24 protein-coding genes are annotated in these 24,158 nt (G+C 59.5%); 15 read left to right on the top strand and 9 right to left on the bottom strand.

Annotation, left to right across the window (positions count from 1 at the left end; all coding sequences use genetic code 11):
* The first annotated feature begins 6 nt into the window (after positions 1-6).
* A complete protein-coding gene (locus tag OLX72_RS01015) occupies positions 7-1,785 on the top strand; it encodes an SLC13 family permease (protein WP_433989586.1) in 1,779 nt (592 codons plus the stop codon).
* A 77-nt stretch (positions 1,786-1,862) separates the two neighbouring features.
* Here OLX72_RS01015 and OLX72_RS01010 read toward each other — a convergent pair whose 3' ends face one another.
* On the bottom strand, positions 1,863-3,635 hold the full coding sequence (locus OLX72_RS01010) for an SLC13 family permease (protein WP_433989585.1): 1,773 nt from the start codon (positions 3,633-3,635) through the stop codon (positions 1,863-1,865).
* A gap of 163 nt (positions 3,636-3,798) precedes the next feature.
* Here OLX72_RS01010 and OLX72_RS01005 point away from each other — a divergent pair, with 163 nt between their 5' ends.
* On the top strand, positions 3,799-4,539 hold the full coding sequence (locus OLX72_RS01005; RefSeq protein ID WP_433990490.1) for a YebC/PmpR family DNA-binding transcriptional regulator: 741 nt from the start codon (positions 3,799-3,801) through the stop codon (positions 4,537-4,539).
* A 13-nt stretch (positions 4,540-4,552) separates the two neighbouring features.
* On the opposite strand, the gene OLX72_RS01000 is transcribed toward OLX72_RS01005, so the two are convergent.
* Both OLX72_RS01000 and OLX72_RS00995 read right to left on the bottom strand, forming a co-directional pair.
* A complete protein-coding gene (locus OLX72_RS01000; protein ID WP_433989584.1) occupies positions 4,553-5,245 on the bottom strand; it encodes a nitroreductase family protein in 693 nt (230 codons plus the stop codon).
* Between the two features lie 61 nt (positions 5,246-5,306).
* Positions 5,307-6,191 carry a LysR family transcriptional regulator ArgP gene (locus OLX72_RS00995; protein ID WP_433989583.1) on the bottom strand — a complete coding sequence of 295 codons (885 nt, stop codon included), beginning with the start codon at positions 6,189-6,191 and terminating at the stop codon, positions 5,307-5,309.
* Positions 6,192-6,283: 92 nt separating this feature from the next.
* On the opposite strand from OLX72_RS00995, the gene OLX72_RS00990 reads away from it, so the two are divergent.
* Positions 6,284-6,883: a LysE/ArgO family amino acid transporter gene (locus OLX72_RS00990; protein WP_433989582.1), complete on the top strand. Its 600-nt coding sequence runs from the start codon at positions 6,284-6,286 to the stop codon at positions 6,881-6,883.
* Positions 6,884-6,922: 39 nt separating this feature from the next.
* A complete protein-coding gene (locus OLX72_RS00985) occupies positions 6,923-7,828 on the top strand; it encodes a DMT family transporter (protein WP_433989581.1) in 906 nt (301 codons plus the stop codon).
* A gap of 21 nt (positions 7,829-7,849) precedes the next feature.
* On the opposite strand, the gene choV is transcribed toward OLX72_RS00985, so the two are convergent.
* From choV to choX, 3 genes are all read right to left on the bottom strand, one after another.
* Positions 7,850-8,878, bottom strand: coding sequence for a choline ABC transporter ATP-binding protein (gene choV, locus OLX72_RS00980; protein ID WP_433989580.1), 1,029 nt, complete (start codon positions 8,876-8,878; stop codon positions 7,850-7,852).
* A complete protein-coding gene (gene choW / locus OLX72_RS00975; RefSeq protein ID WP_114869280.1) occupies positions 8,878-9,711 on the bottom strand; it encodes a choline ABC transporter permease subunit in 834 nt (277 codons plus the stop codon). The genes choV and choW overlap by 1 nt, the downstream gene beginning before the upstream one ends.
* Before the next feature lie 91 nt (positions 9,712-9,802).
* Positions 9,803-10,729: a choline ABC transporter substrate-binding protein gene (gene choX / locus OLX72_RS00970; RefSeq protein ID WP_114869281.1), complete on the bottom strand. Its 927-nt coding sequence runs from the start codon at positions 10,727-10,729 to the stop codon at positions 9,803-9,805.
* A gap of 112 nt (positions 10,730-10,841) precedes the next feature.
* Between choX and betI the strand changes: the two genes are divergently transcribed.
* The 4 genes from betI (at position 10,842) to betA (ending at position 15,344) form a co-directional block, all read left to right on the top strand.
* A complete protein-coding gene (betI, locus tag OLX72_RS00965) occupies positions 10,842-11,420 on the top strand; it encodes a choline-binding transcriptional repressor BetI (protein ID WP_114869282.1) in 579 nt (192 codons plus the stop codon).
* Positions 11,417-12,928: a choline-sulfatase gene (gene betC / locus OLX72_RS00960; protein WP_114869283.1), complete on the top strand. Its 1,512-nt coding sequence runs from the start codon at positions 11,417-11,419 to the stop codon at positions 12,926-12,928. Before betI ends, betC begins: the two co-directional genes overlap by 4 nt.
* A gap of 92 nt (positions 12,929-13,020) precedes the next feature.
* Complete coding sequence (locus tag OLX72_RS00955) at positions 13,021-13,686, top strand: glutathione S-transferase family protein (protein WP_433989579.1); 666 nt, start codon at positions 13,021-13,023, stop codon at positions 13,684-13,686.
* On the top strand, positions 13,686-15,344 hold the full coding sequence (gene betA, locus OLX72_RS00950; RefSeq protein ID WP_114869285.1) for a choline dehydrogenase: 1,659 nt from the start codon (positions 13,686-13,688) through the stop codon (positions 15,342-15,344). Before OLX72_RS00955 ends, betA begins: the two co-directional genes overlap by 1 nt.
* Positions 15,345-15,437: 93 nt before the next feature.
* On the opposite strand, the gene OLX72_RS00945 is transcribed toward betA, so the two are convergent.
* Positions 15,438-16,490: a radical SAM/SPASM domain-containing protein gene (locus tag OLX72_RS00945; RefSeq protein WP_254684705.1), complete on the bottom strand. Its 1,053-nt coding sequence runs from the start codon at positions 16,488-16,490 to the stop codon at positions 15,438-15,440.
* Positions 16,491-16,679: 189 nt separating this feature from the next.
* Between OLX72_RS00945 and OLX72_RS00940 the strand changes: the two genes are divergently transcribed.
* Both OLX72_RS00940 and OLX72_RS00935 read left to right on the top strand, forming a co-directional pair.
* Positions 16,680-17,342: a thermonuclease family protein gene (locus tag OLX72_RS00940; RefSeq protein WP_114869286.1), complete on the top strand. Its 663-nt coding sequence runs from the start codon at positions 16,680-16,682 to the stop codon at positions 17,340-17,342.
* 100 nt (positions 17,343-17,442) lie between these two features.
* A complete protein-coding gene (locus tag OLX72_RS00935) occupies positions 17,443-17,682 on the top strand; it encodes a YdcH family protein (protein WP_114872124.1) in 240 nt (79 codons plus the stop codon).
* 24 nt (positions 17,683-17,706) lie between these two features.
* Here OLX72_RS00935 and OLX72_RS00930 read toward each other — a convergent pair whose 3' ends face one another.
* Together OLX72_RS00930 and OLX72_RS00925 are read right to left on the bottom strand one after the other, a co-directional pair.
* On the bottom strand, positions 17,707-19,107 hold the full coding sequence (locus OLX72_RS00930; protein ID WP_433989578.1) for a helix-turn-helix domain-containing protein: 1,401 nt from the start codon (positions 19,105-19,107) through the stop codon (positions 17,707-17,709).
* 76 nt (positions 19,108-19,183) lie between these two features.
* Complete coding sequence (locus OLX72_RS00925) at positions 19,184-20,419, bottom strand: multidrug effflux MFS transporter (RefSeq protein WP_114869288.1); 1,236 nt, start codon at positions 20,417-20,419, stop codon at positions 19,184-19,186.
* A 188-nt stretch (positions 20,420-20,607) separates the two neighbouring features.
* On the opposite strand from OLX72_RS00925, the gene OLX72_RS00920 reads away from it, so the two are divergent.
* From OLX72_RS00920 to OLX72_RS00900, 5 genes are all read left to right on the top strand, one after another.
* A complete protein-coding gene (locus OLX72_RS00920; RefSeq protein WP_114869289.1) occupies positions 20,608-22,140 on the top strand; it encodes an acyl-CoA carboxylase subunit beta in 1,533 nt (510 codons plus the stop codon).
* Positions 22,141-22,173: 33 nt separating this feature from the next.
* A complete protein-coding gene (locus OLX72_RS00915; protein WP_433989577.1) occupies positions 22,174-22,572 on the top strand; it encodes a cupin domain-containing protein in 399 nt (132 codons plus the stop codon).
* Complete coding sequence (locus OLX72_RS00910) at positions 22,569-23,036, top strand: DUF6497 family protein (RefSeq protein ID WP_114869291.1); 468 nt, start codon at positions 22,569-22,571, stop codon at positions 23,034-23,036. The genes OLX72_RS00915 and OLX72_RS00910 overlap by 4 nt, the downstream gene beginning before the upstream one ends.
* Before the next feature lie 214 nt (positions 23,037-23,250).
* Entirely contained in the window at positions 23,251-23,397 is a 147-nt protein-coding gene (locus OLX72_RS00905; RefSeq protein WP_205389072.1) for a hypothetical protein, read from the top strand.
* 78 nt (positions 23,398-23,475) lie between these two features.
* A complete protein-coding gene (locus OLX72_RS00900; protein WP_433989576.1) occupies positions 23,476-23,826 on the top strand; it encodes a hypothetical protein in 351 nt (116 codons plus the stop codon).
* Positions 23,827-24,158: the final 332 nt, after the last annotated feature.

Below are 24,158 nucleotides of genomic sequence, written 5' to 3'. Positions count from 1 at the left end.
TTATCGATGCAGATTTTTGAACTTTCGCAAACCGCGAGTGCCATTGTTGCGCTATGTGTCGTCGGCATCATGTTTTTGTTGTTCCTGCGCGAGGCCCTGCCAACCGAGGTGGTGGCAATCGCCGGTGTCGCGCTGATGCTTGCATTGGGTGTTTTGCCCTATGATGCGGCCCTGACCGTTCTGTCAAACCCCGCGCCATGGACGATCGCGGCGATGTTCATCATCATGGGCGCGCTTGTTCGGACCGGCGCGCTGGACGCCTTTACATCGGTCGCCGACCGGACTGCCAAATCAAATCCGACGATGGCGATTGTGATGCTGATGGCATTTGTCGTTCTGTCTTCGGCCGTGGTGTCGAACACGCCTGTGGTCGTGGTGATGATACCGGTCTTCATCCAGTTGGCACGTACCCTGGGCATCAATGCATCAAAACTGCTGATCCCGTTAAGCTATGCGGCCATTCTGGGCGGCACGCTGACGCTGATCGGAACCTCGACAAACCTGCTGGTGGACGGGGTTGCACGCGCGCAGGGGTTAAAGCCTTTCACCATTTTCGAAGTGACACCCCTGGGATTTGCACTGGTGATCTGGGGCATGATCTATTTGCGGTTCATTGCGCCCATGCTGCTGCCCGACCGGGACAGTATCGGCAACCTGCTGTCTGATAAATCACAGATGAAGTTCTTTACCGAAGCGGTCATTCCGCCCGACAGCAACCTGATCGGGCGCGAGGTGCTGGGCGTGCAATTGTTCAAACGCGAAGGCGTGCGCCTGATCGACGTGATCCGGGGCGACGTTTCGCTGCGCCGCAATCTAAAGGACGTCACGCTGGAGGTGGGTGACCGTGTCGTCTTGCGCACGCAGATGACCGAATTGTTAAGCCTACAACGAGACAAATCCCTGAAGCGGGTCGATCAGGTTTCGGCGGTCGAAACCGCCACGGTCGAGGTGTTGCTGACGCCGGCCTGCAAGATGGCAGGGCGCAGTCTGGGATCCATGCGGTTGCGGCGGCGCTATGGTGTCTATCCACTGGCCGTGCACGGACGCAACCAGCGCTTTGGCCGCCAGCTGGATGATATCGTGGTCAAGGTCGGCGATACGCTTTTACTGGAAGGCGCGCCCGAAGATATCGCCCGCCTTGCTGCCGATATGGAACTGGCGGATGTCTCGCACCCCTCTGCGCGCGCATTCCGGCGCAGTCATGCGCCGATTGTCATCGCGTCGCTGTTCGGCATCGTCATTCTGGCGGCGTTCGGTGTGGCGCCGATTTTCTTCCTGTCCATTCTGGCGGTTGCGGTGGTGCTTGTCACCGGCTGTATCGACGCGGAAGAAGCGTTTTCTTTTGTTGAAGGGCGGCTTTTGGCGCTGATTTTTGCGATGCTTGCCATCGGGGCGTCGCTGGATGCATCCGGTGCCGTCGCCCTGATCGTCGACGTGATTGCGCCGGGGCTTGGCCTGTTGCCGCCCTTCCTGATTGTCTGGGCGATCTACCTGCTGACATCGGTGCTGACCGAATTGGTGTCCAACAACGCGGTCGCGGTGGTTGTTACCCCCATCGCCATCGGGTTGGCCAGCGCCATGGGTATTGATCCGCGCCCGCTGGTCGTAGCTGTCATGATCGCGGCCAGCGCGTCTTTTGCCACGCCGATCGGCTATCAGACCAACACGCTGGTCTATGGCCCGGGCGGCTACCGCTTTACGGATTTCATGAAGGTCGGTATCCCGCTGAACCTGAGCATCGGAATATTGGCATCCGTGCTTATTCCGTTCATCTGGCCGTTCTGACACAGCACAGGCCGGGCAAAAGTATTTTTGAAAAGATGAAGCGGGAACGTGGGGACCATGCGCGCCCCGGCCACCTGTCAGAGCGGCCAGAACACCAGTATCGCGGGGATGGATACGGTTACGACGATTACCTCGAGCGGCAGGCCGATCCGCCAGTAATCGCCGAAATGATAACCGCCGGGACCAAGGATCAGCGTGTTGTTCTTGTGGCCGATGGGGGTCAGGAAGGCGGAGGAGGCGGCAATGGCAACAGCCATCAGGAACGGATCGGGGGAAACGTTCAGGGAATGGGCCATCTGGATACCGACCGGCGCGGCAACGATCGTGGTGGCCGTATTGTTCAGCACATCCGACAATGTCATCGTGACCACCATCAGCACTGTCAGGATCATCCAGGCGGGCATGCCCAGGGTCAGATCGACAATCGCGCCGGCGATCAGTTCGGTACCGCCGGCGTTTTCCAGTGCAGCGCCCAGCGGGATCATTGACCCCAGCAGCACCACAACCGGCCATTCGATATGGGTATATAGTTCGGACAGCGGGACAATTCTGGCCAGCACATAGGCGATGACCACCAGCCCAAGCGCAATCGGCAGATAGATCAGGCCAAAGCTGGCGGCGGCGACGGCGGCGGCGAAGATGCCGATGGCCAGCCACACCTTGCTGTTTTCGGTGACGGCCAGACCACGATCTGCCAGCGGCAGGCATCCCAGCCAGTCGGTCACATCGCTTGCCGTGTCGCGCGGGGTCAGCAACAACAGGATATCGCCCGGCTTGATCACTGTTTTGCGCATTTCATTGGTGATGCGCGTGCCTTCACGCGAAATGCCCATAAGCACGGTGCGCTGGCGCCAGGACAATCCGATGGACTGCGCGGTCTTGCCCGCGATGCGCGCGCTTTCGGTCACGACGACCTCGACAATATCAAGCCCTTCGGCATCTGCGTTCAGCTGTTCCGAGCGTTTGGCATCGGCAAAGGCGAGGTTGAGCGCGGTGCGGAATTCATCCAGCGCATCCGGCGTTGCCTCGAGCACAAGGGAATCGCCGGCCTTGAGCACGGTATTGCGCGCCGTGCCGTAGCGCCGTTTACCATCACGGATCAGCCCGAGAATCGCCACATCGCTGCTATGGGCGACGTCTTCCAGTTCAGCCAGGCGCTGGCCAATGATCTTTGCCTCGTCCGGCACCACCAGTTCGGCGATATATTGTGCCAGATCGGCGGTTGATGCGCCGGCGTCTTCGCGGGCGGGGATCAGGCGCCAGCCGATCAGGGCAACAAAGATCAGCCCGGCGATGGCGGCAATCCCGCCCACGGGCGCAAAATCGAACATTTTGAACGGCGCGCCCAGCGCATCCTGACGAATGGCGGCAATGATGATGTTGGGCGGTGTGCCGATCAGAGTGACCATACCCCCCAGAATGGTCGCGAAACTAAGCGGCATCAGGGACAATCCGGGGCTGCGCCCCGCCTTGCGCGCGGTTTGAACATCGACCGGCATCAACAGCGCAAGGGCCGCCACATTGTTCATGAACGCCGACAACACGCCGCCGATACCGCCCATGATCGCGATATGGCTGCCCAGCGCGCGGCTGCTGTCAACCATGGTCCGGGTGATCAGAAACACCGCGCCCGAGCGCACAAGCCCCGCGGACACCACCAGGACAAGCGCCACAATGATGGTTGCGGGATGGCCAAAGCCCGAAAACGCATCGTTTACCGGCACAACCCCCAGAACCACACCCAGCATCAGCGCGGAAAACGCCACCAGATCATAGCGGAAGCGGCCCCATAGCAGCATGGCGAAAACGGCGATGAAGAGGGAAAACAGGATTATCTGATCAAGGGTCATGGGATTCAATTACCGCAAACGCGCCGTCCATGTAACCAGCAATAACAGAGAGCTATGCGGTTTTGTGCTGCCCGTGACGCGTGCAGGGGGATTGCCTCTCAGGCAGGCTCTGATTATGACACCGACACCCGCGCTGACACAGCAGAACACATCGGAGAGTACCATGGCCGGCCATTCCAAATGGGCAAACATCCAACACCGCAAGAACCGTCAGGATTCAGTTCGTTCCAAACTGTTTTCCAAGCTGAGCAAGGAAATCACCGTTGCGGCCAAAATGGGCGATCCCGATCCCGACAACAATCCGCGTTTGCGCATGGCGATCAAGGAGGGCAAAAGCCAGTCTTTGCCCAAGGACGTGATCGATCGCGCAATCAAGAAATCGCAGGCCGGTGAAGGCGATGATTATGAAGAAATCCGCTATGAAGGCTATGGCCCCAATGGCGTGGCGGTGATTGTCGAGGCGATGACAGACAACCGCAACCGCACCGCCAGCACCGTGCGCTCGACCTTTACCAAATGCGGCGGCAATCTGGGGGAAACCGGCAGCGTCGGGTTCATGTTCGACCGCAAGGGCGAAATCACCTATCCGGCCAGTGTGGGCGATGCCGATACCGTTCTGATGGCCGCGATCGAGGCCGGGGCCGAAGATGTGGAAAGCACCGAAGAGGGGCATGTGATCTGGTGCGAGGACACATCGCTGAACGAAGTGTCGACCGCGCTTGAGGCGGCACTGGGGGAAAGTGACTCGACCAAGCTGGTCTGGCGCCCCACAACCACCACCGAAATGGATCTGGACGGGATGCAAAAGCTGATGCGTCTGATCGATGCGCTGGAAGATGATGATGACGTCCAGCGCGTGACCACGAATTTCGAAGCCTCTGACGAGGTGATGGAACAGCTGTGATGCCGGTGCTGTTTTAATCCAGCACGGTCAGTATTTCGTCCAGCGGTTTCTTTATCTTGGCCACGCCGGGCACGGTTGCATCGGCTGCGGGATGGCCGACCGCGATGATCATCGTCGGTTTTTCAGAAGCAGGCCGCCCCAGCGCGCCGTTCAGGAACTTCATCGGGTTGGGTGTGTGCGTCAGACTGCACAATCCGGCATGGTGCAGCGCGGCCAGCAGAAACCCTGTCGCGATGTTCACACTTTCGGGCACATAGTAGTTTTTGTAGCGGGTGCCATCGTCAAATTCGCCCCAGCGCTGGGCAAAGACGATAATCAGCCACGGTGCGATGGTCAGATGCGGTTTGTCGGCTGTCGTGCCGATCGGCTCCAGTGCCTTGATCCATTCATCGCCCCCACCGCCTTCGTAAAAGCGGCGTTCTTCGTCTTCGGCTTCGGCGCGGATACGTTGCTTCATTGCCGGATTTGAAACGGCGACGAAGTGCCAGGGCTGGTGGTTGGCGCCGGACGGGGCCGAACCGGCGGTTCGGATACAGCTTTCGATCACGTCGCGCGCGACCGGGCGGTCGGAATAGTCGCGCACCGAATGGCGTTGGCGCATTTTGTCATAAAACGCCTGTGCCGCCGCGCGCATTTGCGCATCTGTCATCTCTGCACGGTCGGGCAGGGGGTGGGGCGCATAGGTCAGGGTGTCCTTGGCGAACATGTCGATGTCTCCTGTCGGTCGGGCACAGTGTGGCGGGGTGGCGAAGAAGGTGCAAGACGGCTTAGGGCTGGATCAGGGCAACCCGCGCCGCCTGCTTGATCGCAGCGCTGAGCGGGGCCAGTGCCGGGGCCATGATCCGGCTGACCTGCCAGTAAAGCGGCGTATCAAGCGGCAGATCGGGGGCCAGCGCAACCAGCGCGCCGCTTGCAATGTGGTGGCGTACCAGTGGTTCGGGGTTCATACCCCAGCCCAGACCCGCCAAAGCCCCGTCGACAAACGCGTGGGTAGACGGCAGCACATGTTTGGGCGGGTTGATCTTGCGCCCGGTCAGGGTTTTGATCCAGCGATGCTGCAACTGGTCCTTCTGGTCAAAGGTCATCATCGGGGCGCACGAAAACGCATCGGCTGTCAGGCCCTTGGTGAACCGCTGCGCTGCAAAGGTCGGGTTGGCCGTTGCAATATAGCGCAATGATCCCAAGGGGATACTGTCATGTCCGGTGACGGGGGCGGCGCGCGATGTGATCGCGGCATTCACGTCGCCCCGCCTTAACCAGTCCGCACTGTGATCCTGATCATCGATCACCAGATCGAACCCCAGATCGGGAACGGCGGCGAGCGCGGGGATCACCCATGTGCCCAGTGAATCTGCGGGCAGGGCAAAGCGCACGGTTGTCAGCCTGTCATTATGTTGCGGCGACAGATCACGCGCCAGCTGCGCTTCCAGCAGAGAAACATCTTCGGCATGTTTGGCCAGACGGCGGCCCAGCGGCGTCGCCTGTGCGGGCGGCCCGCGTTGCACCAGCGTGGCCCCCATCCGGTCTTCCAGCGCTTTCAGCCGTTGCGATACCGCAGAGGGCGTGACGCGCAGGTCGGCCGCCGCCTGATCAAAGCTGCCTGATCGCAGAATGGCACAAAGCGCGGCCAAATGGTTGGGATCGAACTGCATTAGAAACTCTAATCATACGTAAATGTCTTTAATTTGATTAATGGGGAAGCAGAACATAGTCAAACCCGGACCCCAAGAGGACCCGTTTCAAAATGTATGATACTTTTCTGCCCGGCTTTGCGCTGAGCCTGTCGTTGATTTTGGCCATTGGCGCGCAAAACGCCTTTGTGCTGCGTCAGGGGCTGCATCGCGCGCATGTGTTCTGGGTGTGCCTGACCTGCGCGGTGTCGGATGCGTTGTTGATCACGGCGGGCGTGGCGGGATTTGGCCTGCTGGCCCAAAAACTGCCGTGGTTCGAACCGTTGATGCGCTATGGCGGGGCAGCGTTTCTGATCTGGTACGGGGCGATGAATTTCCGGGCGGCCTGGCGGGGTGGGGTAGTTCTGGACAGCAAAGGCCGCGACGGACAATCCCTGCGCAAAGCCCTGCTGACGCTTCTTGCGCTGACATGGCTGAACCCGCATGTCTATCTGGACACTGTTGTCCTGCTTGGCTCGATCTCGGCACAATATGACAACCGACTGGCGTTTGGGGCCGGGGCAGTGACTGCCAGTTTCACGTTTTTCTTTGCACTTGGCTACGGCGCGCGCCTGTTGGCGCCGCTTTTTGCCAGACCGCGCACGTGGCAGGCGCTGGACGTGATCATCGGCCTGACCATGTGGGCCATTGCGGCCAAATTAATCTTGATGTGACATCTTGCAGTCGGTCCGTGAATGGGTGTTCATGCAGCCATGACACCACCCGCGCTTTCCCGGCCTGCACTGGGCGTATTCTGGATGCTCGTGACCGGCCTGTGTTTTGTGGCGGTCACGGCCCTGGTCAAGGTTCTGGGGCCACGTATACCCGCCCCCGAAGCGGCGTTTTTACGTTATCTGCTGGGGCTTGTGTTTCTTGTTCCGATGATCCGGCCGCTGTTGCGGGCGCGGGTCAGCCGCCGCCAGTGGACATTGTTCGGCGCGCGGGGCGCAGTGCATTCCATCGGCGTGATGCTGTGGTTCTTCGGCATGACCCAGATCCCGCTGGCCGAGGTGACGGCGATGAACTACCTATCGCCGGTTTACGTGACCATCGGCGCGGCCCTGTTTCTGGGCGAAAAACTGGCTTTGCGGCGCATTCTGGCGGTCGCGGCGGCGCTGTTGGGCGCGCTGATCATCCTGCGCCCCGGTTTCCGAGAAGTGAACATGGGCCACCTGGCGATGCTGTTTGCCGCCGTTGTGTTTGCGGCGTCCTACCTGCTGGCCAAAATCCTGACCGATGAATTGTCGCCCGTGGTTGTGGTTGCGATGCTGTCGGTCTGGGTGACAATCGGGCTGGCGCCATTCGCGGCGGCCGTTTGGGTCACACCGACACTGGGTGAGATCGCGCTGTTGTTTGCTGTCGCCTGTTTTGCCACGGCGGGGCACTACACGATGACACTGGCATTTCAGGCCGCGCCGATGACGGTGACACAGCCTGTTACGTTCCTGCAACTGGTCTGGGCGGTGACGCTGGGCGCGGTCGTGTTTGGTGAGCCCGCAGATGGATGGGTGGTGCTGGGCGGGTGCATCATCATGGGATCGATCAGCTTCCTGACATGGCGCGAAGCCATGCTTAAACGCCGCGTCGTCGCGCCGCCCGCACCTGCAACCAAGGTGTGAACCAAACCGACCGCGCGGCGTTTATCCGCGCGGATCCAGCAGTTTGGCCAGAATACCGTCCTTGGTGATCTGACCCAGTGTGCGGCCGGTTTCATCCTTTACCGCAATCGGCGCGGCGACCGAATTGATCTGTGCCATCACATCGCGAATATCGGCATCCGGCGCCACGGTTTGCTTGGCGGCGTCGGTCGCCGGTTCCATCACGTCGCGCGCGCACAGCACACCCAGAGGGTTCATGTGGGCCACGAAATCGGCCACATATTCGGTGGCCGGAGCTGAAAAAATCTCTTGCGGGGTGCCGCATTGCACGATGCGCCCGCCTTCCATGATGGCGATGCGGTTGCCAATCTTGAACGCTTCGTCCAGATCGTGGCTGACAAAAATGATCGTGCGCTTTAGTGCGCGCTGCAAATCCAGCAATTCGTCCTGCAACCGGGTCCGTATCAGCGGGTCCAGCGCGGAAAACGGTTCGTCCATCAGCAGGATTGGTGCATCGGTGACAAAGGCGCGCGCGAGGCCGACGCGCTGTTGCATCCCGCCCGACAATTCCCCGACCTTGCGATCGGCCCAGTCCGAAAGCCCGACCAGTTCAAGCTGCTGATCGGTTTTCTGGCGGCGTTCGGATTTGTCCATCCCGCCCAGTTCCAGACCCAGGCCGACATTTTCGCGCACCGTGCGCCATGGCAGCAACCCGAATTGCTGAAACACCATCGCCACGGAATTCAGCCGGATTTTGCGCAAAGTGTCCGCGTCTGCGTTGGTCACATCGACCAGCCCGTTTTCGCCGCGCACCTGCACCTGCCCGCGCACCACCGGGTTCAACCCGTTCACAGCGCGCAACAGCGTGGATTTGCCCGATCCCGAAAGGCCCATCAGCACCAGAATCTCGCCTTCTTCCACGGTCAGCGAACAATTGTGCACCCCCAGAACCTGACCTGTCTCGCTTTGAATCTCGCCACGTTCCTGCCCGGCATCCATCAGCGGCAGGGCGGTTTGCGGTTTGTCACCAAAGACGATGCAAACCTCCTGAAAATCGACGGCAACGGTCATTATTTCTGCTCCATGCGCAGCATCCGGTCCAGCATGATGGCCACAACCACAATGATGAACCCGCTTTCAAATCCAAGGGCCGTATTGACCTGATTGAGGGCGCGCACAACGGGCACGCCCAGCCCGTCCGCCCCGACCAGCGCGGCGATCACCACCATCGACAGGGACAGCATGATGGTTTGTGTCAGGCCGGTCATGATCTGTGGCAACGCATAAGGCAGTTCGACCTTCCACAAGGTCTGGCGCGGGGTGGCCCCGAACGCCTGCGCCGCCTCAAGCAGAGGCTGGGGTGTCGATGTCACCCCCAGATGGGTCAGCCGGATCGGTGCGGGCAGCACAAAGATCACCGTTGCGATCAGGCCCGGCACCATGCCGATGCCGAAAAACACAATCGCGGGGATCAGGTAAACAAAGGTTGGCAACGTCTGCATCAGGTCAAGGATCGGGCGCATCACCTGATACAGTTTGGGCCGGTGGGCGGCAGCAATGCCGATGGGCACACCCACACCCATACACACGACACAGGCCGACAAGACCAGCGTCAGGCTTTCGGTGGTTTCTTCGAAATAGCCCTGATTCAGGATGAACAGGAACCCCAGCGCGATCAGTACGGTCGGCTTCCAGCTGCGCTGCAACAGATAGGTCAGCGCGGCAAAGGCTGCGACGACAATCAGCGGATGCGGCGTTTGCAACACCCACAAAATGCCGTCAATCAACGCTTCCATCGCTTCGGACAGGCCGTCAAAGAACCATGCGCCGTGGGTTTGCAGCCAGTCGAACAGGCCAGCTGCCCACTTGCCAATCGGTATTTTCTGGTCAGTCAGCCATTCCATAGCGGGCCTTCATCGGTTTGGGGTGGGTGCGCGGGGCGCGCAGGTGGCAAAAACGAAGCGGCCCGCAGAATGTGCGGGCCGCCTGGAGGTTCTAGGATTTGCCCAGAACTGGTTTCACAGCGGCAAGACCGTCGCTGCCATCCTTGTGGGTTACGCCGGCCAGCCAGCCGTCCAGCACGCCCATGTTGTTTTCGATCCATGTGGCGGCGGCTTCTTCAGGGTTCATGCCGTCATCCAAGATCATCGCCATGATCTCGTTTTCCATCGCCAGCGTGAATTCCAGGTTGGTCAGCAATTTACCAACATTCGGGCAGGCATCGACATAGCCTGCAGTAGTGTTCGTATAAACGGTGGCGCCGCCCAGATTGGGGCCAAAGAAATCATCGCCGCCGGTCAGATAGGACATTTCGAAATTGGCGTTCATCGGGTGCGGTTCCCAGCCCAGAAACACAACCGGTTCATCCTTGCGGTCGGCCCGCGCGACCTGCGCCAGCATCCCCTGTTCTGAACTTTCGACAACTTCGAAACCGGACAGTCCAAAGGCATCGCCATCAATCATCGACTGGATCAGGCGGTTGCCGTCATTGCCCGCCTCGATGCCGTAGATCTTGCCTTCCAGCGCGTCCGACTGGCTGGCAATATCGGAAAAATCCGCGATGCCCAGATCGGCGGCAGCCTTGTTCACGGCCAGCGTGTATTTCGCGCCTTCCAGATTGGCGCGGACGGTATCAACGGTGCCGGCCTCGCGGTAGGGCGCGATATCGGCTTCCATCGTCGGCATCCAGTTGCCCAGAAACACATCAATGTCGCCTGCGGCCAAAGACGTGTATGTCACCGGCACGCTCAGCACTTTGATGTCAGTTTCATAACCCAGCGCATCCAGTACAACGCTGGTCGCGGCTGTGGTGGCGGTGATGTCGGTCCATCCGACATCGGCAAAGGTGACAGTGTCGCAATCGGCAAGTGCCGGCGTGGCAGCCAGAAGGGCCAGCACGGATAAGGTGGATTTGATGGTCATGGTGTTCTCCCGTTTGGTATTTATTTCATGCAGTGTAGTTTTTTATTGATTGACGCGTCAATTATATTTCCGTTAGCGTTCACCAGTCTTTTCGCACAGAACGGAGTCGTGAATGCCCAAGCTTGGGATGGAGCCTATCAGGCGTGACGCGCTGGTCAAAGCGACGATTGCAGAAATTGGCACGCTTGGAACACTGGATGTGACGGTGAACCAGATCGCCAAACGCGCCGGTATGTCCAGCGGGCTGGCCCATCATTATTTCGGCAGCAAGGACCAGATGCTGCTGGCCGCCATGCGCCATATCCTGAACCTTTACGGGGCCGAAGTGCGTGGCGCGATGAGCATGGCAAACAGCCCTTCGGAACGTATCGAGGCGATTGTGCGCGCCTCGTTCTCATCCAGCAATTTTCGCCCCGATATTGTCGCCGCATGGCTGAATTTCTATGTCCACGCCCACAAATCAAAAGAGGTGCGCCGCCTGCTGGGCATTTACCAGCGCCGGTTGCATTCCAACCTGATGGCCAGTTTGCGCAAGATGGTCGATGATCCCGAACCTGTCGCCGAAACCATCGGGGCGATGATCGATGGCGTTTATATCCGTCAGGCATTGCGCCAGCGCCCGATGCGCGCCGAAGACGCAATCAACCTGATCCTCGAAACTGTCCGCCAATGCTTGAAAGAACAGAAATGAGCGCGCCCAACATCCTGATTTTTATGGTTGACCAGTTGAACGGCACGCTGTTTCCCGACGGACCTGCCGATTGGCTTCATGCGCCGAACCTGAAAAAGCTGGCCGCCCGGTCCACAAGGTTTGCAAACACATATACCGCATCGCCACTTTGCGCACCGGGGCGGGCATCTTTCATGTCGGGGCAATTGCCATCCGCCACGCGCGTCTACGACAACGCCGCCGAATTCGCATCCAGTATCCCGACCTACGCGCACCATCTGCGCCGTGCGGGATATCAGACCTGCCTGTCAGGCAAGATGCATTTTGTCGGCCCTGACCAATTGCACGGCTTTGAAGAACGCCTGACCACCGATATCTACCCCGCCGATTTCGGCTGGACGCCTGATTACCGCAAACCGGGTGAACGTATAGAATGGTGGTATCACAACATGGGCTCTGTCACGGGTGCGGGCGTGGCCGAAATATCAAACCAGATGGAATATGACGACGAGGTCGCCTACAACGCCACGCGCAAGGTGTACGATCTGGCGCGCGGACACGATGATCGGCCATGGTGCCTGACGGTCAGCTTTACCCATCCGCATGACCCTTATGTCGCGCGCCGGAAGTACTGGGACATGTACGCCGATTGCGATCATCTGCTGCCCGAAATTGGCACGATGCCCTATGAAAAACAGGACAGCCATTCAAAACGCATTTTCGATGCCAATGACTGGCGCAGCTTTGACATTACGGCAGATGATATCCAGCGCGCGCGGCGCGCCTATTTCGCGAATATCAGCTATCTGGACGACAAGATCGGCGAGGTGATGGAAGCGCTGGAAACGACCGGACAAGAGGCGATCATCCTGTTTGTGTCAGATCACGGCGATATGCTGGGCGAGCGCGGATTGTGGTTCAAAATGTCGTTCTTCGAAGGGTCGTCGCGTGTTCCGCTGATGATCTGCGCGCCTGGTGTGATGAAACACGAACTGGTGGAAACGCCTGTCTCGACAATCGACGTGTGCCCGACCCTGTGTGATCTGGCAGGGGTCAGCATGGACGAGGTGATGCCATGGACAACCGGCGAAAGCCTTGTTCATCTGGGGCAGGGCGGGCAGCGCACCAGCCCTGTGGCGATGGAATACGCCGCCGAAGGATCCTACGCGCCGCTGGTGTCCCTGCGCTATGGAAAGTGGAAATACAACCGCTGTACGCTGGATCCCGACCAGCTGTTCGATCTGGATGCTGATCCGCATGAACTGACCAATCTGGCAGATCACCCCGACCATCAGGGCACAGTGCAAAGCCTGCGCGCCAAGGCCGACGCCAGATGGGATCTGGACCGGTTCGACAGCGAAGTCCGCGAAAGCCAGGCCCGCCGCTGGGTTGTATACGAAGCGTTGCGCCAGGGCGGGTATTATCCATGGGATTACCAACCGCTGCAAAAAGCATCGGAACGCTACATGCGCAACCACATGGATCTGAACGTGGTCGAGGAAAACCAGCGTTTTCCGCGCGGCGACTGATCGGATAGCAGCAGCGCCATGTTCCAGATATTCCTCAAACAACGATCCCGCATTGCGCACCGGAACGCGCGCCTGCGGGGCAGGGCAAACCAATGACACAGACCCCGGAACTGACCGTCTATGGGCGCGCCAATTCATCAAATGTGCAAGCCGTGATGTGGGGCCTGACCGAACTGGGCCTGTCCGCACAACGGCTGGATTACGGCCATGTGCACGGCGGCACCGGTACGCCCGAATTTCGCGCCATGTCGCCGCACGGGCGTGTGCCTGTCCTGCGCGACGGGGGTGTCGTGATCTGGGAAAGCTGTGCGATCCTGCGTTATCTGGCGTCGCGCTATGGCGATGGCGGTGCGTTCTGGCCTGCTGATCCGGCGGCGCGCGCGCAGGTCGATATGTGGGCCGAATGGTCCAAACTGTCCCTTGCATTGGGCTTTACCACGCCGATTTTCTGGCCCCGCGTCCGGTTTTCTGCCAACGACCGGGACGAGGCCGCACTGTCACAGGCCATTGTCGCGTTCGAAACTGAACTGGACAAGCTGGAGGATGTGTTTGTGACGCGCGATTTCGTTGCGGGGGATCAGTTCAGCCTTGCCGATGTGATCGCAGGCCATCTGATGCATCGCTATTATGACATTGATATTCCACGCAAACCCCTTGCGCGTGTCGCGGATTGGTATGCACGTTTGTCCGCGCGTCCGGCCTATCGCGAACATGTCATGATCAGCTACAGCGCGCTGGCCCATCCGGAGGCCGGATGATGGAGGCCGATTTTGTCATCGTCGGCGCCGGCAGCGCGGGATGTGCCATAGCCTATCGGCTGACCAAGGCAGGGGCTTCGGTTCTGGTGATCGAACACGGCGGTACCGATGCCGGTCCGTTCATCCAGATGCCTGCCGCCCTGTCCTATCCGATGAACATGAAGCGCTATGACTGGGGCTACAAATCCGAACCCGAGCCGCATCTGGGCGGGCGCCGCCTGGCCTGTCCGCGTGGCAAGGTGATCGGGGGGTCATCTTCGATCAACGGGATGGTCTATGTGCGCGGCCATGCAATGGATTTCGATCACTGGGCCGAAGCGGGCGCCGATGGCTGGGCCTATGCCGATGTGCTGCCCTATTACAAGCGGATGGAACACTGGCACGATGGCGGCCATGGCGGGGATACCGAATGGCGCGGCAAGGATGGCCCGCTGCACGTCACCCGCGGCCCGCGACAGAACCCGCTATACGAGGCCTTTGTCAAAAGTGGCCAGCAAGCGGGATACGAGGTGACCGGTGATTACAACGGGGAAAAGCAGGAAGGCTTTGGCCCGATGGAGCAGACTGTCTGGAACGGCCGGCGCTGGTCAGCGGCCAATGCCTATCTGCGTCCGGCGTTGAAGCATCCCAATTGCGATCTTGTGCGCGCCCTCGCGCGGCGTGTCGTGATCACTGACGGCAAGGCCACCGGTGTTGAAATCGAACGAGGCGGGCGCGTTGAAGTGATCCATGCCCGCCGTGAGGTGATTTTGGCCGCATCCTCGATCAATTCGCCCAAACTTCTGATGTTGTCGGGGATCGGGGCGGGCGCACATCTGGCCGAACACGGCATCGACGTTGTCGCCGACCGCCCCGGTGTCGGCGCCAACCTTCAGGACCATCTGGAACTTTATCTGCAAATGGCGGCCAGCCAGCCGATTACGCTCTATAAGCACTGGAACCTGATCAGCAAGGGTGTGATCGGCGCGCAATGGCTGTTCACCAAAACCGGTCTTGGTGCATCCAACCAGTTTGAAAGCGCGGCGTTCATCCGCAGCCGTGCGGGCGTGCCCTATCCGGACATTCAGTATCACTTCCTGCCGATGGCGGTGCGCTATGACGGGCAGGCGGCAGCAGAGGGGCACGGATTTCAGGCCCATACCGGCCCGATGCGGTCCGCGTCACGCGGGGCTGTCACGTTGCGCTCTGCCGATCCAAAAGACGATCCGCGCATTCTGTTCAACTACATGTCCGATCCGCAGGACTGGGAAGATTTTCGCACCTGTATCCGCCTGACCCGTGAAATTTTCGCCCAAGAGGCATTCAAACCCTTCGTCAAACACGAAATCCAGCCCGGCGCGGCGTTGCAATCAGATGATGAACTGAACGGGTTCATCCGTGAACACGTCGAAAGCGCCTATCACCCCTGTGGCACCTGCCGGATGGGGCGTGCCTCTGACAAAAACGCGGTGGTCAACCCGCAGGGCCAGGTAATCGGGGTGGACGGGTTGCGTGTGGCCGATAGCAGCATTTTCCCGCGCATCACCAATGGCAACCTGAATGCGCCGTCGATCATGGTGGGGGAAAAGATATCGGATCACATACTGGGGCTTGATCCGTTGCCGCGCGCCAATGACCGGCCTTGGATTCATCCCGATTGGAAAACATCGCAACGATAGGGCGTATCTGGCCTGCTTTTGGCTAAAAAAAAACGAGGCGGAAAATTATGGAGTTTCCCGCCTCGCCTTGAATCTGGTCCTATCAATCGGCTGTCAGTGCAGATCGACCTTGAAGCCCATGTTTTCGGCGTTGCTGTAGGAACAGCCTTTGCAAATGTCGAACTGTTTCAGATAGCCCTTTTTGCGCGCGGCTGCCGCTTCGTCTGAACGGTAGGCCGCGACAAAGCCGCCTTCGCCGACATTGGGCAATTCGATGACGCGGTCGTAATCGATACAGCACAGGCCCAGATCGCCGTTCCAGAACACCACCGACTGATAAAGCGGTACGGTGCAAAGCGAGCGGGCAACTTCGGTCGGGTGACGCAGCAATTCCTTGCTCTTGGGCAGAAAGTGGCTGAATTCGCGCTTCTGTTCTTCGCTTGTGTAGGATCCGATGCTGAAGGTCTTGAACCGGATGCGGTCAAATCCTGCCTCGCGCGCCCAGACTTCGATGTCTTTCATCTGGGTTTCGGAATAGCCGGTCAGCAACGTCTGCAATACGCATTTGGGGTGCTTGGTGCCCAACCGTTTGCGCGTGTTCAGGAACATTTCGATGTTGGCTTTGACCTCGTCGAAATCGGAATTGACGCGATAGGCTTCCTGCGCCTCTTTCGAAAATCCGTCCATGCACAGGTTTACCCGGTCCAGCCCGGCTAGGATCAGACGTTCCGACATTTCTTCGGTCAGTTTGGTGCAGTTCGTGCTGAGATAGGTTTCGTGTCCGTTTTCGTGGGCATAGGCCACAAATTCCGGCAGATCCTTGTTCATTGTCGGTTCGCCGGAAAAGCTGAAATACATGGCGGGCTTTTTGGCTTCGTTCTTAAAATCGTCCACAATGCCCTTGAACACGTCCAGCTTCATCATGCCGCGTTTGCGGGTCATGGCGAATGTAACGGGGCAGACAGGGCAGCGCAGATTGCAGCTGTTGGTGGCGTCGATGATGATGATTGTCGGCAGCCGTTTGAAATAGGACAGCGGCAGCATTTGCGCAAAGAACTGGGTGGCCCGCGTTTTCATTGACGGTTTGGAACCGTCAAAGATCGGCGGATTTACACCCGGTGCATCGACCCGCGCGACAGGTTTCGTGATTGTTTTCAGAAAAGACATGGTGGGCCTCGCTAAAGCGACATTTCATTTGTGTATTACCTGCCAGACCCCGCCCTGAATGGCAAGGCGATGGCGCCGCTGCAGGGCTGGAAATTCGCCGGCTACAGGCGAAATGGCAATTTGCAACAGAGTTTCGCCTGACCGTGACTTCGGCTTGTGGCGGCTCCGGGGCTGGCCCATATTAACACAATGTTAAGAATTTGTTTTGCCTTCGTTCTTGCGCTTTCAAGCATATCACTGGCCCCTGCGCTGGCTGATGTCACCGGAAGAGTGCACGTCATTGATGGTGACACATTCGATGTTGGCAAGACGCGGGTGCGCCTTTTCGGGATCGACGCGCCCGAAACGGATCAGGATTGTGCCGATGCGCAGAATGCCAACTGGCCCTGCGGCGAATGGGTCAGCGCCCAGGTGCGCGCGCTTTATCAGGGCAAAAAGGCGGCCTGCCAGCAGATTGATCGCGATCGCTATGGGCGCGTTGTCGCACGCTGTAGCGTGGACGGGGCCGATGTAGGGCGCACATTGGTGTCTGCCGGTCTTGCCTTTGCCTATCGCCGCTATTCGATGGATTATGATCTGGACGAAAAAGGCGCTGCCGTGAATGCGCGTGGCCTGCATGCCAGCCGCGTTCAGTCGCCCGAACAGTTTCGCGCCGCGCGCACAACCGGACGTGTCGCGCCGAATGACGACTGTGTCATCAAAGGCAATATATCGTCCAAAGGCACCCGCATCTATCACGTTCCGGGGCAGGTGGATTACGAAAAAACCGGCATAAACACCGCCAAGGGCGAACGCTGGTTCTGCACCGAGGCTGACGCGCGTAAGGCCGGGTGGCGGGCGGCAAAACGGTGATGCGCGCCACAAATGTCGGGCCGGACTTGATGCGTATCAAAGAACACGGGCATTCCAAAATGCTAGGGTGATGCGCAACACAATAAAACGGAGTATGTTGATGTCTCACACCCCCCACGAATTGCACGAAGAATTCCCTGACAAGGCGGAAGCCATCAGCACCCTGAAACAAACGGATGCACATTTTGCCAAACTCGCGGATGAATACCACGAAGTGAACCGCGCCGTGCACCGGGCCGAGACCAATGTCGAACCAATGGACAATCTGGCCGAGGTCGCATTGCGCAAGCAGCGCGCGGCCTTGAAAGACGAAATTTGGGGTTATCTTTCCAAATCCTGAGTGAAGCAGCGCGGCGTGTTGTTTTTAATTTACCTCGTAAGGCAACACGCCGCGCTCGTTCGGTTTGATCGTTAAACGCCGTTCAAGCGGCGGAACGGACCGTTGATGGCAGGTCTTGCGTTCGCAGATGCGACAGGAAATGCCGATGGGTTCGAATGCGCTGTCCTGTCCCAGATCAAGACTGTCCGCATAAACCAGCGATCGCGCGTGTTTCACCTCGCAGCCCAGGGCAATCGCATAGCGGCGCACGGGCGCTCCGAAAGATCCCCCCGATTTGGACACATCCCGCGCCAGCGAAATATAACGCACGCCATCCGGCGTTTCCGCCAGCTGGCGCAGAAACCGCCCCGGTGTTTCAAAGGCGCGGTGCACATTCCACAACGGACACGCCCCGCCAAATCGGGCAAATTGCAGCCGCGTTGCCGAATGGCGTTTGGTGATCGTGCCGGCTTGATCAACACGCACAAAGAAGAAGGGAATGCCCTTGGCCCCAGGTCGTTGCAGCGTGGACAGGCGGTGCGCCACCTGTTCAACAGACGCCCCGAACCGCGCCGCCAGAACCTCAAGATCGTGGCGGCATTCCTGGGCCGCGGCCAGAAAAAGCCCGTAGGGCATCAGCGATGCGCCCGCATAATAGTTGGCCAGCCCGATCTTTGCGATTGCGCGTGCTTCGTCCGACTGAAAGCGTGCGAAATCCAGCGTTGCTTCCAGCAGTTTGTCCTGGGTCAGCAGCGCCACCTGCAACAGCGCCTGAAACGTCTGGGTTTCCGGCGCGGCACGGGCCGACAGGCGCAAGATACCGACGTCCGGATCGTAGCTGCGCAAAGCCGCCTGTTGCACGAACTCGACCTTCACACCGCCCGCTTTCAGCTGCGCCAATGCAAGGACGCGGATGTCTTGGAATGGTTCCTGTCCGGTGGCAAACCGTTCCGCGGCGCGGTCCACCGCGTCAATGTAATTGTCGCAGTAATGAAAGAAATCGCGCACCTCGTCCCACGGGCTGGCCTGCATCCGCGCATCTTCGCGTCCCAATGCCTCGTCCAGCGATGCAAGCCGTTCGTGGGTTTGCCGGTAGGCGCGGTGCAATTCGATAAAGGCGCGTGCCAGCGCCGGCGCGTTCGAGGCGGTCAGGCGCAGATCGGCCAGCGGCGGCGCGGCTTCGGCAAAGACCGGATCGGCCAGCGCCTCGCGCATGTCGCTGACCAGCCGTTCACTGTCACCGGTGCTGAGTTCGGTCACATCCAGCCCGAATTCCTGCGCCAGCGCCAGAACCACCGTCGTGCTGACAGGGCGGTTGTTGTTTTCCATCTGGTTCAGATAGGGCAGCGACACGCCCAGCTTGGCGGCGAAATCCTTTTGCGTCAGCCCCATACGGGTGCGCATATCGCGCAGTTTCGCGCCTGCATAAAGTTTCTGGGTGGCCATGTCGCACCTTTGCAAATTTGCATCTGCCTGATGCTAACTTTGCAAAGACCTGGCTGCAATCGCTATTGCCGGGGCGCTAAAGGCCCAGTTGTTTTTCGCGGAACACGACATACCGGATGCAGACCACGGACAATGCCGACGTGATGAACATGATCCAGAGCAACGGCAGCGCGCCCGTTTCCGGTGCCAGCATCGCGCCCGCCAATGCGCTAAGCGCGGCACCGCCCCCGATCATGATCGCCCCGCCTAATCCGGATGCCGTACCGGCCAGATGCGGGCGGACCGACAACATTCCGGCGGTGGCGTTGGGGATGCACAAACCGTTGCCCAGCCCCACAAAGGTCATCAACCCGAAAAACACTAATGCGCTTCCCTGTCCGGCAAGGAAAATCAACAGCGACAGGCCAAGGCCAAAGCTGCACAGGCCGCAGCCCCACTGGATCATTGCGTTGATACCGAACCGCGTGGCGAACCGGCCGGTCAGGAAATTGCCGACGAAATATCCGATGGCGGGTGCGCCAAAGTAGATGCCAAGCGTGCTGGGCGACATGCCGAACACTTCGGAACCGACAAAGGGCGCGCCGCCCAGATAGGCAAAGAACGCCCCCGACGACAGGCCCGAGGACAGCGAATAGCCCCAGAACCGCGGAGCGCGCAGAAGTTCGGGATATTCGCGGTATTGCTGGCCCAGCGTACGCCCGCTTTTGGCGGCGGTTTCGCCCAGATCGGCATAGGTCAGCACCAGCGTCAGTGCGCCCATGCCGAACAGCGCCCAGAAACTGGCGCGCCATCCGAACGCTTCGTCCAGCACGCCGCCGATTGCCGGGCTGATCATCGGCACGATGGCCATGCCCATCGTGACATAGCCGATCATCGAAGCGGCGCGATCCTGCGGGTACATATCGCGCACCACGGCACGGCTAAGGACCATGGCAATGGCAACCACGGCCTGACACATGCGGAAGAACAAGAACACCTCGGCGCTGGGCGCATAGAGACAGCCCAGTGTGGCCAGCAGGAACAGGCCCAAGCCCCACAACAGGACAGGGCGCCGCCCGAACTTGTCCGAGATTGGCCCGACGATGATCTGCATCACCGCGTTGACCCCAAGATACACCGCCACCGAAAGCTGCATCAGCCGGTAATCGGTCTGGAAATAGTCGGTCATGTTGGGCAGGCTGGGCAGAAAGATGTTCATCGCCATCGCCGAGATACTGGCAAGCAGGATCAGCGTGGCAATATGCGGAGCGGTGGTGCGGTCCAGAAATCGAACAGCCGGCGCTTGCGCAGTCTGGGGTGACGCATCGGGCATGGCCCAGACCTATGCCCGAGCCGCGGGCTTGTCCAGACGAAATGAACTGATCAGTTCAAAGTGAGCGTATTTGCAAATTTGCATTATGCAGTAACGCTTTGGAAAATGATTTGCAAATTTGCCAAATTGGCCTTTGGCCGCAGCGCAGAAATGTTTAAGGTCACGCAACATTGCAAAAGGGTCCTGCCATGAAAGATATCCTGTCCCAACTTGAAGATCGCCGTGCCACCGCCAGACTGGGCGGCGGGCAAAAGCGGATCGACGCGCAACACGGACGCGGCAAGCTGACCGCGCGGGAACGGATAGATCTGCTGCTGGACGAGGGCAGTTTCGAAGAATTCGATATGTTTGTCACCCACCGCTGTACCGATTTTGGTATGGAAAAACAAAAGCCTGCGGGCGATGGCGTGGTGACGGGCTGGGGTACGGTCAATGGCCGTCTGGTCTATGTGTTCAGCCAGGATTTTACCGTTCTGGGCGGGTCCGTATCGGAAACCCATGCGCGCAAGATCTGCAAGATCATGGATATGGCCGTTGAAAATGGCGCGCCGGTCATCGGCATCAACGACAGCGGCGGCGCGCGCATTCAGGAAGGCGTGGATTCGCTTGCTGGCTACGGCGAGGTGTTTCAACGCAACATCATGGCCAGCGGCGTGGTGCCCCAGATCAGCATGATCATGGGGCCGTGCGCGGGCGGGGCGGTCTATTCGCCCGCGATGACCGATTTCATTCTGATGGTCAAAGACAGCTCTTACATGTTCGTCACCGGCCCCGACGTGGTGAAAACCGTGACCAACGAACAGGTCACTGCCGAAGAACTGGGCGGGGCCAGTACCCACACCAAAAAATCATCCGTCGCCGATGCTGCATTTGAAAACGATGTCGAGGCGCTGGCCGAAGCCCGCCGCCTGATCGACTTCCTGCCCGCCAGCAACCGTGAAAAACCACCCGTGCGGCCGTTTTTCGATGATCCAGACCGGATCGAACCTTCACTGGATACGCTGGTGCCGGAAAATCCCAACAGCCCCTATGACATGAAGGAACTGATCGTCAAACTGGCGGATGAGGGCGATTTTTACGAAATTCAGGAAGAATTCGCGCGCAACATCATTGTTGGCTTCATCCGGCTGGAAGGGCAGACAGTGGGCGTTGTCGCCAACCAGCCAATGGTGCTGGCGGGTTGTCTGGACATTGACAGCAGCCGCAAGGCCGCGCGGTTCGTGCGGTTCTGCGATGCCTTCGAAATCCCGATCCTGACGCTGGTCGACGTGCCCGGTTTCATGCCCGGCACCAGCCAGGAATATGGCGGCGTGATCAAACACGGCGCGAAACTGCTGTTCGCCTATGGCGAGGCGACAGTGCCCAAGGTCACGGTGATCACCCGCAAGGCCTATGGTGGCGCCTATGTGGTGATGTCATCCAAGCATCTGCAGGGCGATTTCAACTATGCATGGCCCACATCCGAAGTTGCGGTGATGGGGGCCAAGGGTGCAACCGAAATCATCCACCGCGCCGATCTGGGCGATCCTGAAAAGCTGGCCAAACACACCGCCGATTACGAGGCGCGGTTTGCCAACCCGTTTGTCGCCGCCGAACGCGGTTTCATCGACGAGGTGATCCAGCCGCGCAGCACCCGCAAACGTGTTGCCCGCGCCTTCGCGTCCTTGCGCAAGAAGCGCAAACAGATGCCGTGGAAGAAGCACGACAATATTCCGTTGTAAGCCTTTGTTGCGCCGCACCTGAAAGAAACTGAAATGACCCAACTCTTCAAAAATCAGGCCTTCACCATCGCCCATGCCGATGATGGCAAGTTTCAGGGCGCGGGGCTGCGGCCGTTCTTTGAATACCGTGATCTGGGCATCAGGGATGCGACCAAGGGCGCTTATGGCGCCCATGTGATCCGCGCCGTCCCGGGCATGGAAAGCCCTGCGGCGTGGCATTCTCATGATCTGGACTTTCAGATGGTCTATGTCACCCAAGGCTGGGTGGTGTTCGAATACGAGGGGCAGGGCGAACATATGCTGCGCGCGGGATCCTGCGTGTTGCAGCCCCCCGGTATCAAACACCGCGAGGTGCGCCATTCAGATGATATGGAGTTGATCGAGATCATATCGCCCGCCGATTTTCACACTCAGGATGAAGCCGCGCCGTGATCGCATCTGCGGCATATGAACAGACGCGCGGCACTGCCCTGCGTCACGCCCCCCCAGCGGGAGGAGCCCGGAAACGGGGTTGGGGGGGCGGTGTTGCCGCGTCCGTTCTTTGGGCGGCCTCGGCCGCACGGGCGCAGCAGGTTCCGTCAGGTCAGGCGGTGGAATTGCAAGAGGTGTTGCTGGACGAAACCGTCGGCGCGCCGGTGTTACGGTTCCGGTTTCTGGCCCCCGCGATCGCGCGCGATGGTGGCACGATCCGCTTTACCGACGCCGAGGCCGATATGGCCCATCTGTGTGAAACCGTGGCTCTGCCTTACATAGCCGAACAGGGGGTACATGTTGGCAGGGTTGTCATCTCGCTTGCCGACCGTGCGGTTGAATTCGGCACGCCCGATCCCGACGCCACCCAGTTTTTCGAGGCATTCACGCTGGAAAACGGCACCTGCATCTGGGAGGGTTTATGATGCAACCACAATATGTTGCGCCGCCTTTTGCAGGTCTGGCCGCTTCTGCGTCTTTGGAGTCACAGGGCGACAGCTTGCTGCGCGCCAGATATCTTTTGACCCGCGCTTACGCTAGATTGACCGGCGGTGCTGCCGTCATGGCAGGCACTGATATGTCGGGTGTTGTGCGGCAAGTTCACGCCGCATCCCCCCGACCCGAACGCAGGAGACGCAGATGTCAAACTACATCAAGCTACTTGCAGCATTCAGCTTTGTTGCTGTTGTTGCAGCCTGTGCGCAAGAGCCGGTCGAGGAACAATACGTTGTCGTCGAACCTGAGCCGATCAGCCAGGAACCGGCCTATACAGGCAAGTACAAGTAAGTATCGGGCAGGGCGGGCGGCAACGCTTGCCCTGATCCAACCCGCACTGGCCCCGACAGGGGCGACAGGGGGTGTTTCATGCTGAAACACCGCGGATTTCCCGGTCGTCTGCCGGGATCGGATTTCCAGTTCACCATCCGGCGGCCCAACCCCAAAGGCGTCACGCCGCTGACCCGGCGCGAACGCTATGCCGACCGCCGCCCGCCTGACCGGCGCGCCGATGCGGCATTCATGGCCGCGCTGTGGGAACATTTCGGCGACCAGCCATTCGAACGCGGCAATCTGGATGCCGGACGCCTGAGCTGGCTGTTCGGACGCGAGGTGGTGCCAGCTGAAGACCCGTTTGATCCTGCTGATTACGAGTCGCTTCTGAAGATCAACGAAGCGGCGGCGCGCGCGGCGTTTCCCGAAGTATTTGACGGAATTTGAGCACTATGTTGCTGAACGTTCATCATAATCGGCAGAATGCAGCCCAAAATTCACAGGTGGGTCCAATCCCATTGGCGTGCAGCGCATTGATTGCCAGTGTCGCAGGTGCAGCGCCTGTTTCCATCCGAACAGCGCGTAAGTTGCATCACTACCGTACCCCTTCCCTTGACGGTCGGCGGCCAGATTTTTCTGTTTCGCCGGCCGCCATTGGGCTGCGCGGGGCCGATTTTGCGCGACACTTGGCGCATTTGCCGCCCTTGGCGCAAAACTCCTTGCCTCTGGGCCAGGTTATGTCATCTGTGGAAAACGAGCAGTCAGGCAAAAAAGGAAAA

Origin of the sequence: Sulfitobacter sp. TBRI5, from assembly GCF_051013555.1 — a bacterium.
Taxonomy (GTDB): domain Bacteria; phylum Pseudomonadota; class Alphaproteobacteria; order Rhodobacterales; family Rhodobacteraceae; genus JL08.
This window is presented reverse-complemented; position numbering and strand designations above follow the sequence as displayed.

Bases quoted from the DNA above. Each gene is read 5' to 3' on its own strand.
- OLX72_RS00985 (WP_433989581.1), top strand. From the start codon at position 6,923: ATGACACCACCCGCGCTTTCCCGGCCTGCACTGGGCGTATTCTGGATG.
- OLX72_RS01000 (WP_433989584.1), bottom strand. From the start codon at position 5,245: ATGTTCGCCAAGGACACCCTGACCTATGCGCCCCACCCCCTGCCCGAC.
- choX (WP_114869281.1), bottom strand. From the start codon at position 10,729: ATGACCATCAAATCCACCTTATCCGTGCTGGCCCTTCTGGCTGCCACG.
- OLX72_RS01005 (WP_433990490.1), top strand. From the start codon at position 3,799: ATGGCCGGCCATTCCAAATGGGCAAACATCCAACACCGCAAGAACCGT.
- OLX72_RS00905 (WP_205389072.1), top strand. From the start codon at position 23,251: ATGTCAAACTACATCAAGCTACTTGCAGCATTCAGCTTTGTTGCTGTT.
- OLX72_RS00995 (WP_433989583.1), bottom strand. From the start codon at position 6,191: ATGCAGTTCGATCCCAACCATTTGGCCGCGCTTTGTGCCATTCTGCGA.
- OLX72_RS01015 (WP_433989586.1), top strand. From the start codon at position 7: ATGCAGATTTTTGAACTTTCGCAAACCGCGAGTGCCATTGTTGCGCTA.
- OLX72_RS00935 (WP_114872124.1), top strand. From the start codon at position 17,443: ATGTCTCACACCCCCCACGAATTGCACGAAGAATTCCCTGACAAGGCG.
- betI (WP_114869282.1), top strand. From the start codon at position 10,842: ATGCCCAAGCTTGGGATGGAGCCTATCAGGCGTGACGCGCTGGTCAAA.
- OLX72_RS00925 (WP_114869288.1), bottom strand. From the start codon at position 20,419: ATGCCCGATGCGTCACCCCAGACTGCGCAAGCGCCGGCTGTTCGATTT.
- OLX72_RS00900 (WP_433989576.1), top strand. From the start codon at position 23,476: ATGCTGAAACACCGCGGATTTCCCGGTCGTCTGCCGGGATCGGATTTC.
- OLX72_RS00940 (WP_114869286.1), top strand. From the start codon at position 16,680: ATGTTAAGAATTTGTTTTGCCTTCGTTCTTGCGCTTTCAAGCATATCA.
- betC (WP_114869283.1), top strand. From the start codon at position 11,417: ATGAGCGCGCCCAACATCCTGATTTTTATGGTTGACCAGTTGAACGGC.
- OLX72_RS00945 (WP_254684705.1), bottom strand. From the start codon at position 16,490: ATGTCTTTTCTGAAAACAATCACGAAACCTGTCGCGCGGGTCGATGCA.
- OLX72_RS00915 (WP_433989577.1), top strand. From the start codon at position 22,174: ATGACCCAACTCTTCAAAAATCAGGCCTTCACCATCGCCCATGCCGAT.
- choW (WP_114869280.1), bottom strand. From the start codon at position 9,711: ATGGAATGGCTGACTGACCAGAAAATACCGATTGGCAAGTGGGCAGCT.
- OLX72_RS00920 (WP_114869289.1), top strand. From the start codon at position 20,608: ATGAAAGATATCCTGTCCCAACTTGAAGATCGCCGTGCCACCGCCAGA.
- OLX72_RS00930 (WP_433989578.1), bottom strand. From the start codon at position 19,107: ATGGCCACCCAGAAACTTTATGCAGGCGCGAAACTGCGCGATATGCGC.
- choV (WP_433989580.1), bottom strand. From the start codon at position 8,878: ATGACCGTTGCCGTCGATTTTCAGGAGGTTTGCATCGTCTTTGGTGAC.
- betA (WP_114869285.1), top strand. From the start codon at position 13,686: ATGGAGGCCGATTTTGTCATCGTCGGCGCCGGCAGCGCGGGATGTGCC.
- OLX72_RS00955 (WP_433989579.1), top strand. From the start codon at position 13,021: ATGACACAGACCCCGGAACTGACCGTCTATGGGCGCGCCAATTCATCA.
- OLX72_RS00990 (WP_433989582.1), top strand. From the start codon at position 6,284: ATGTATGATACTTTTCTGCCCGGCTTTGCGCTGAGCCTGTCGTTGATT.
- OLX72_RS01010 (WP_433989585.1), bottom strand. From the start codon at position 3,635: ATGACCCTTGATCAGATAATCCTGTTTTCCCTCTTCATCGCCGTTTTC.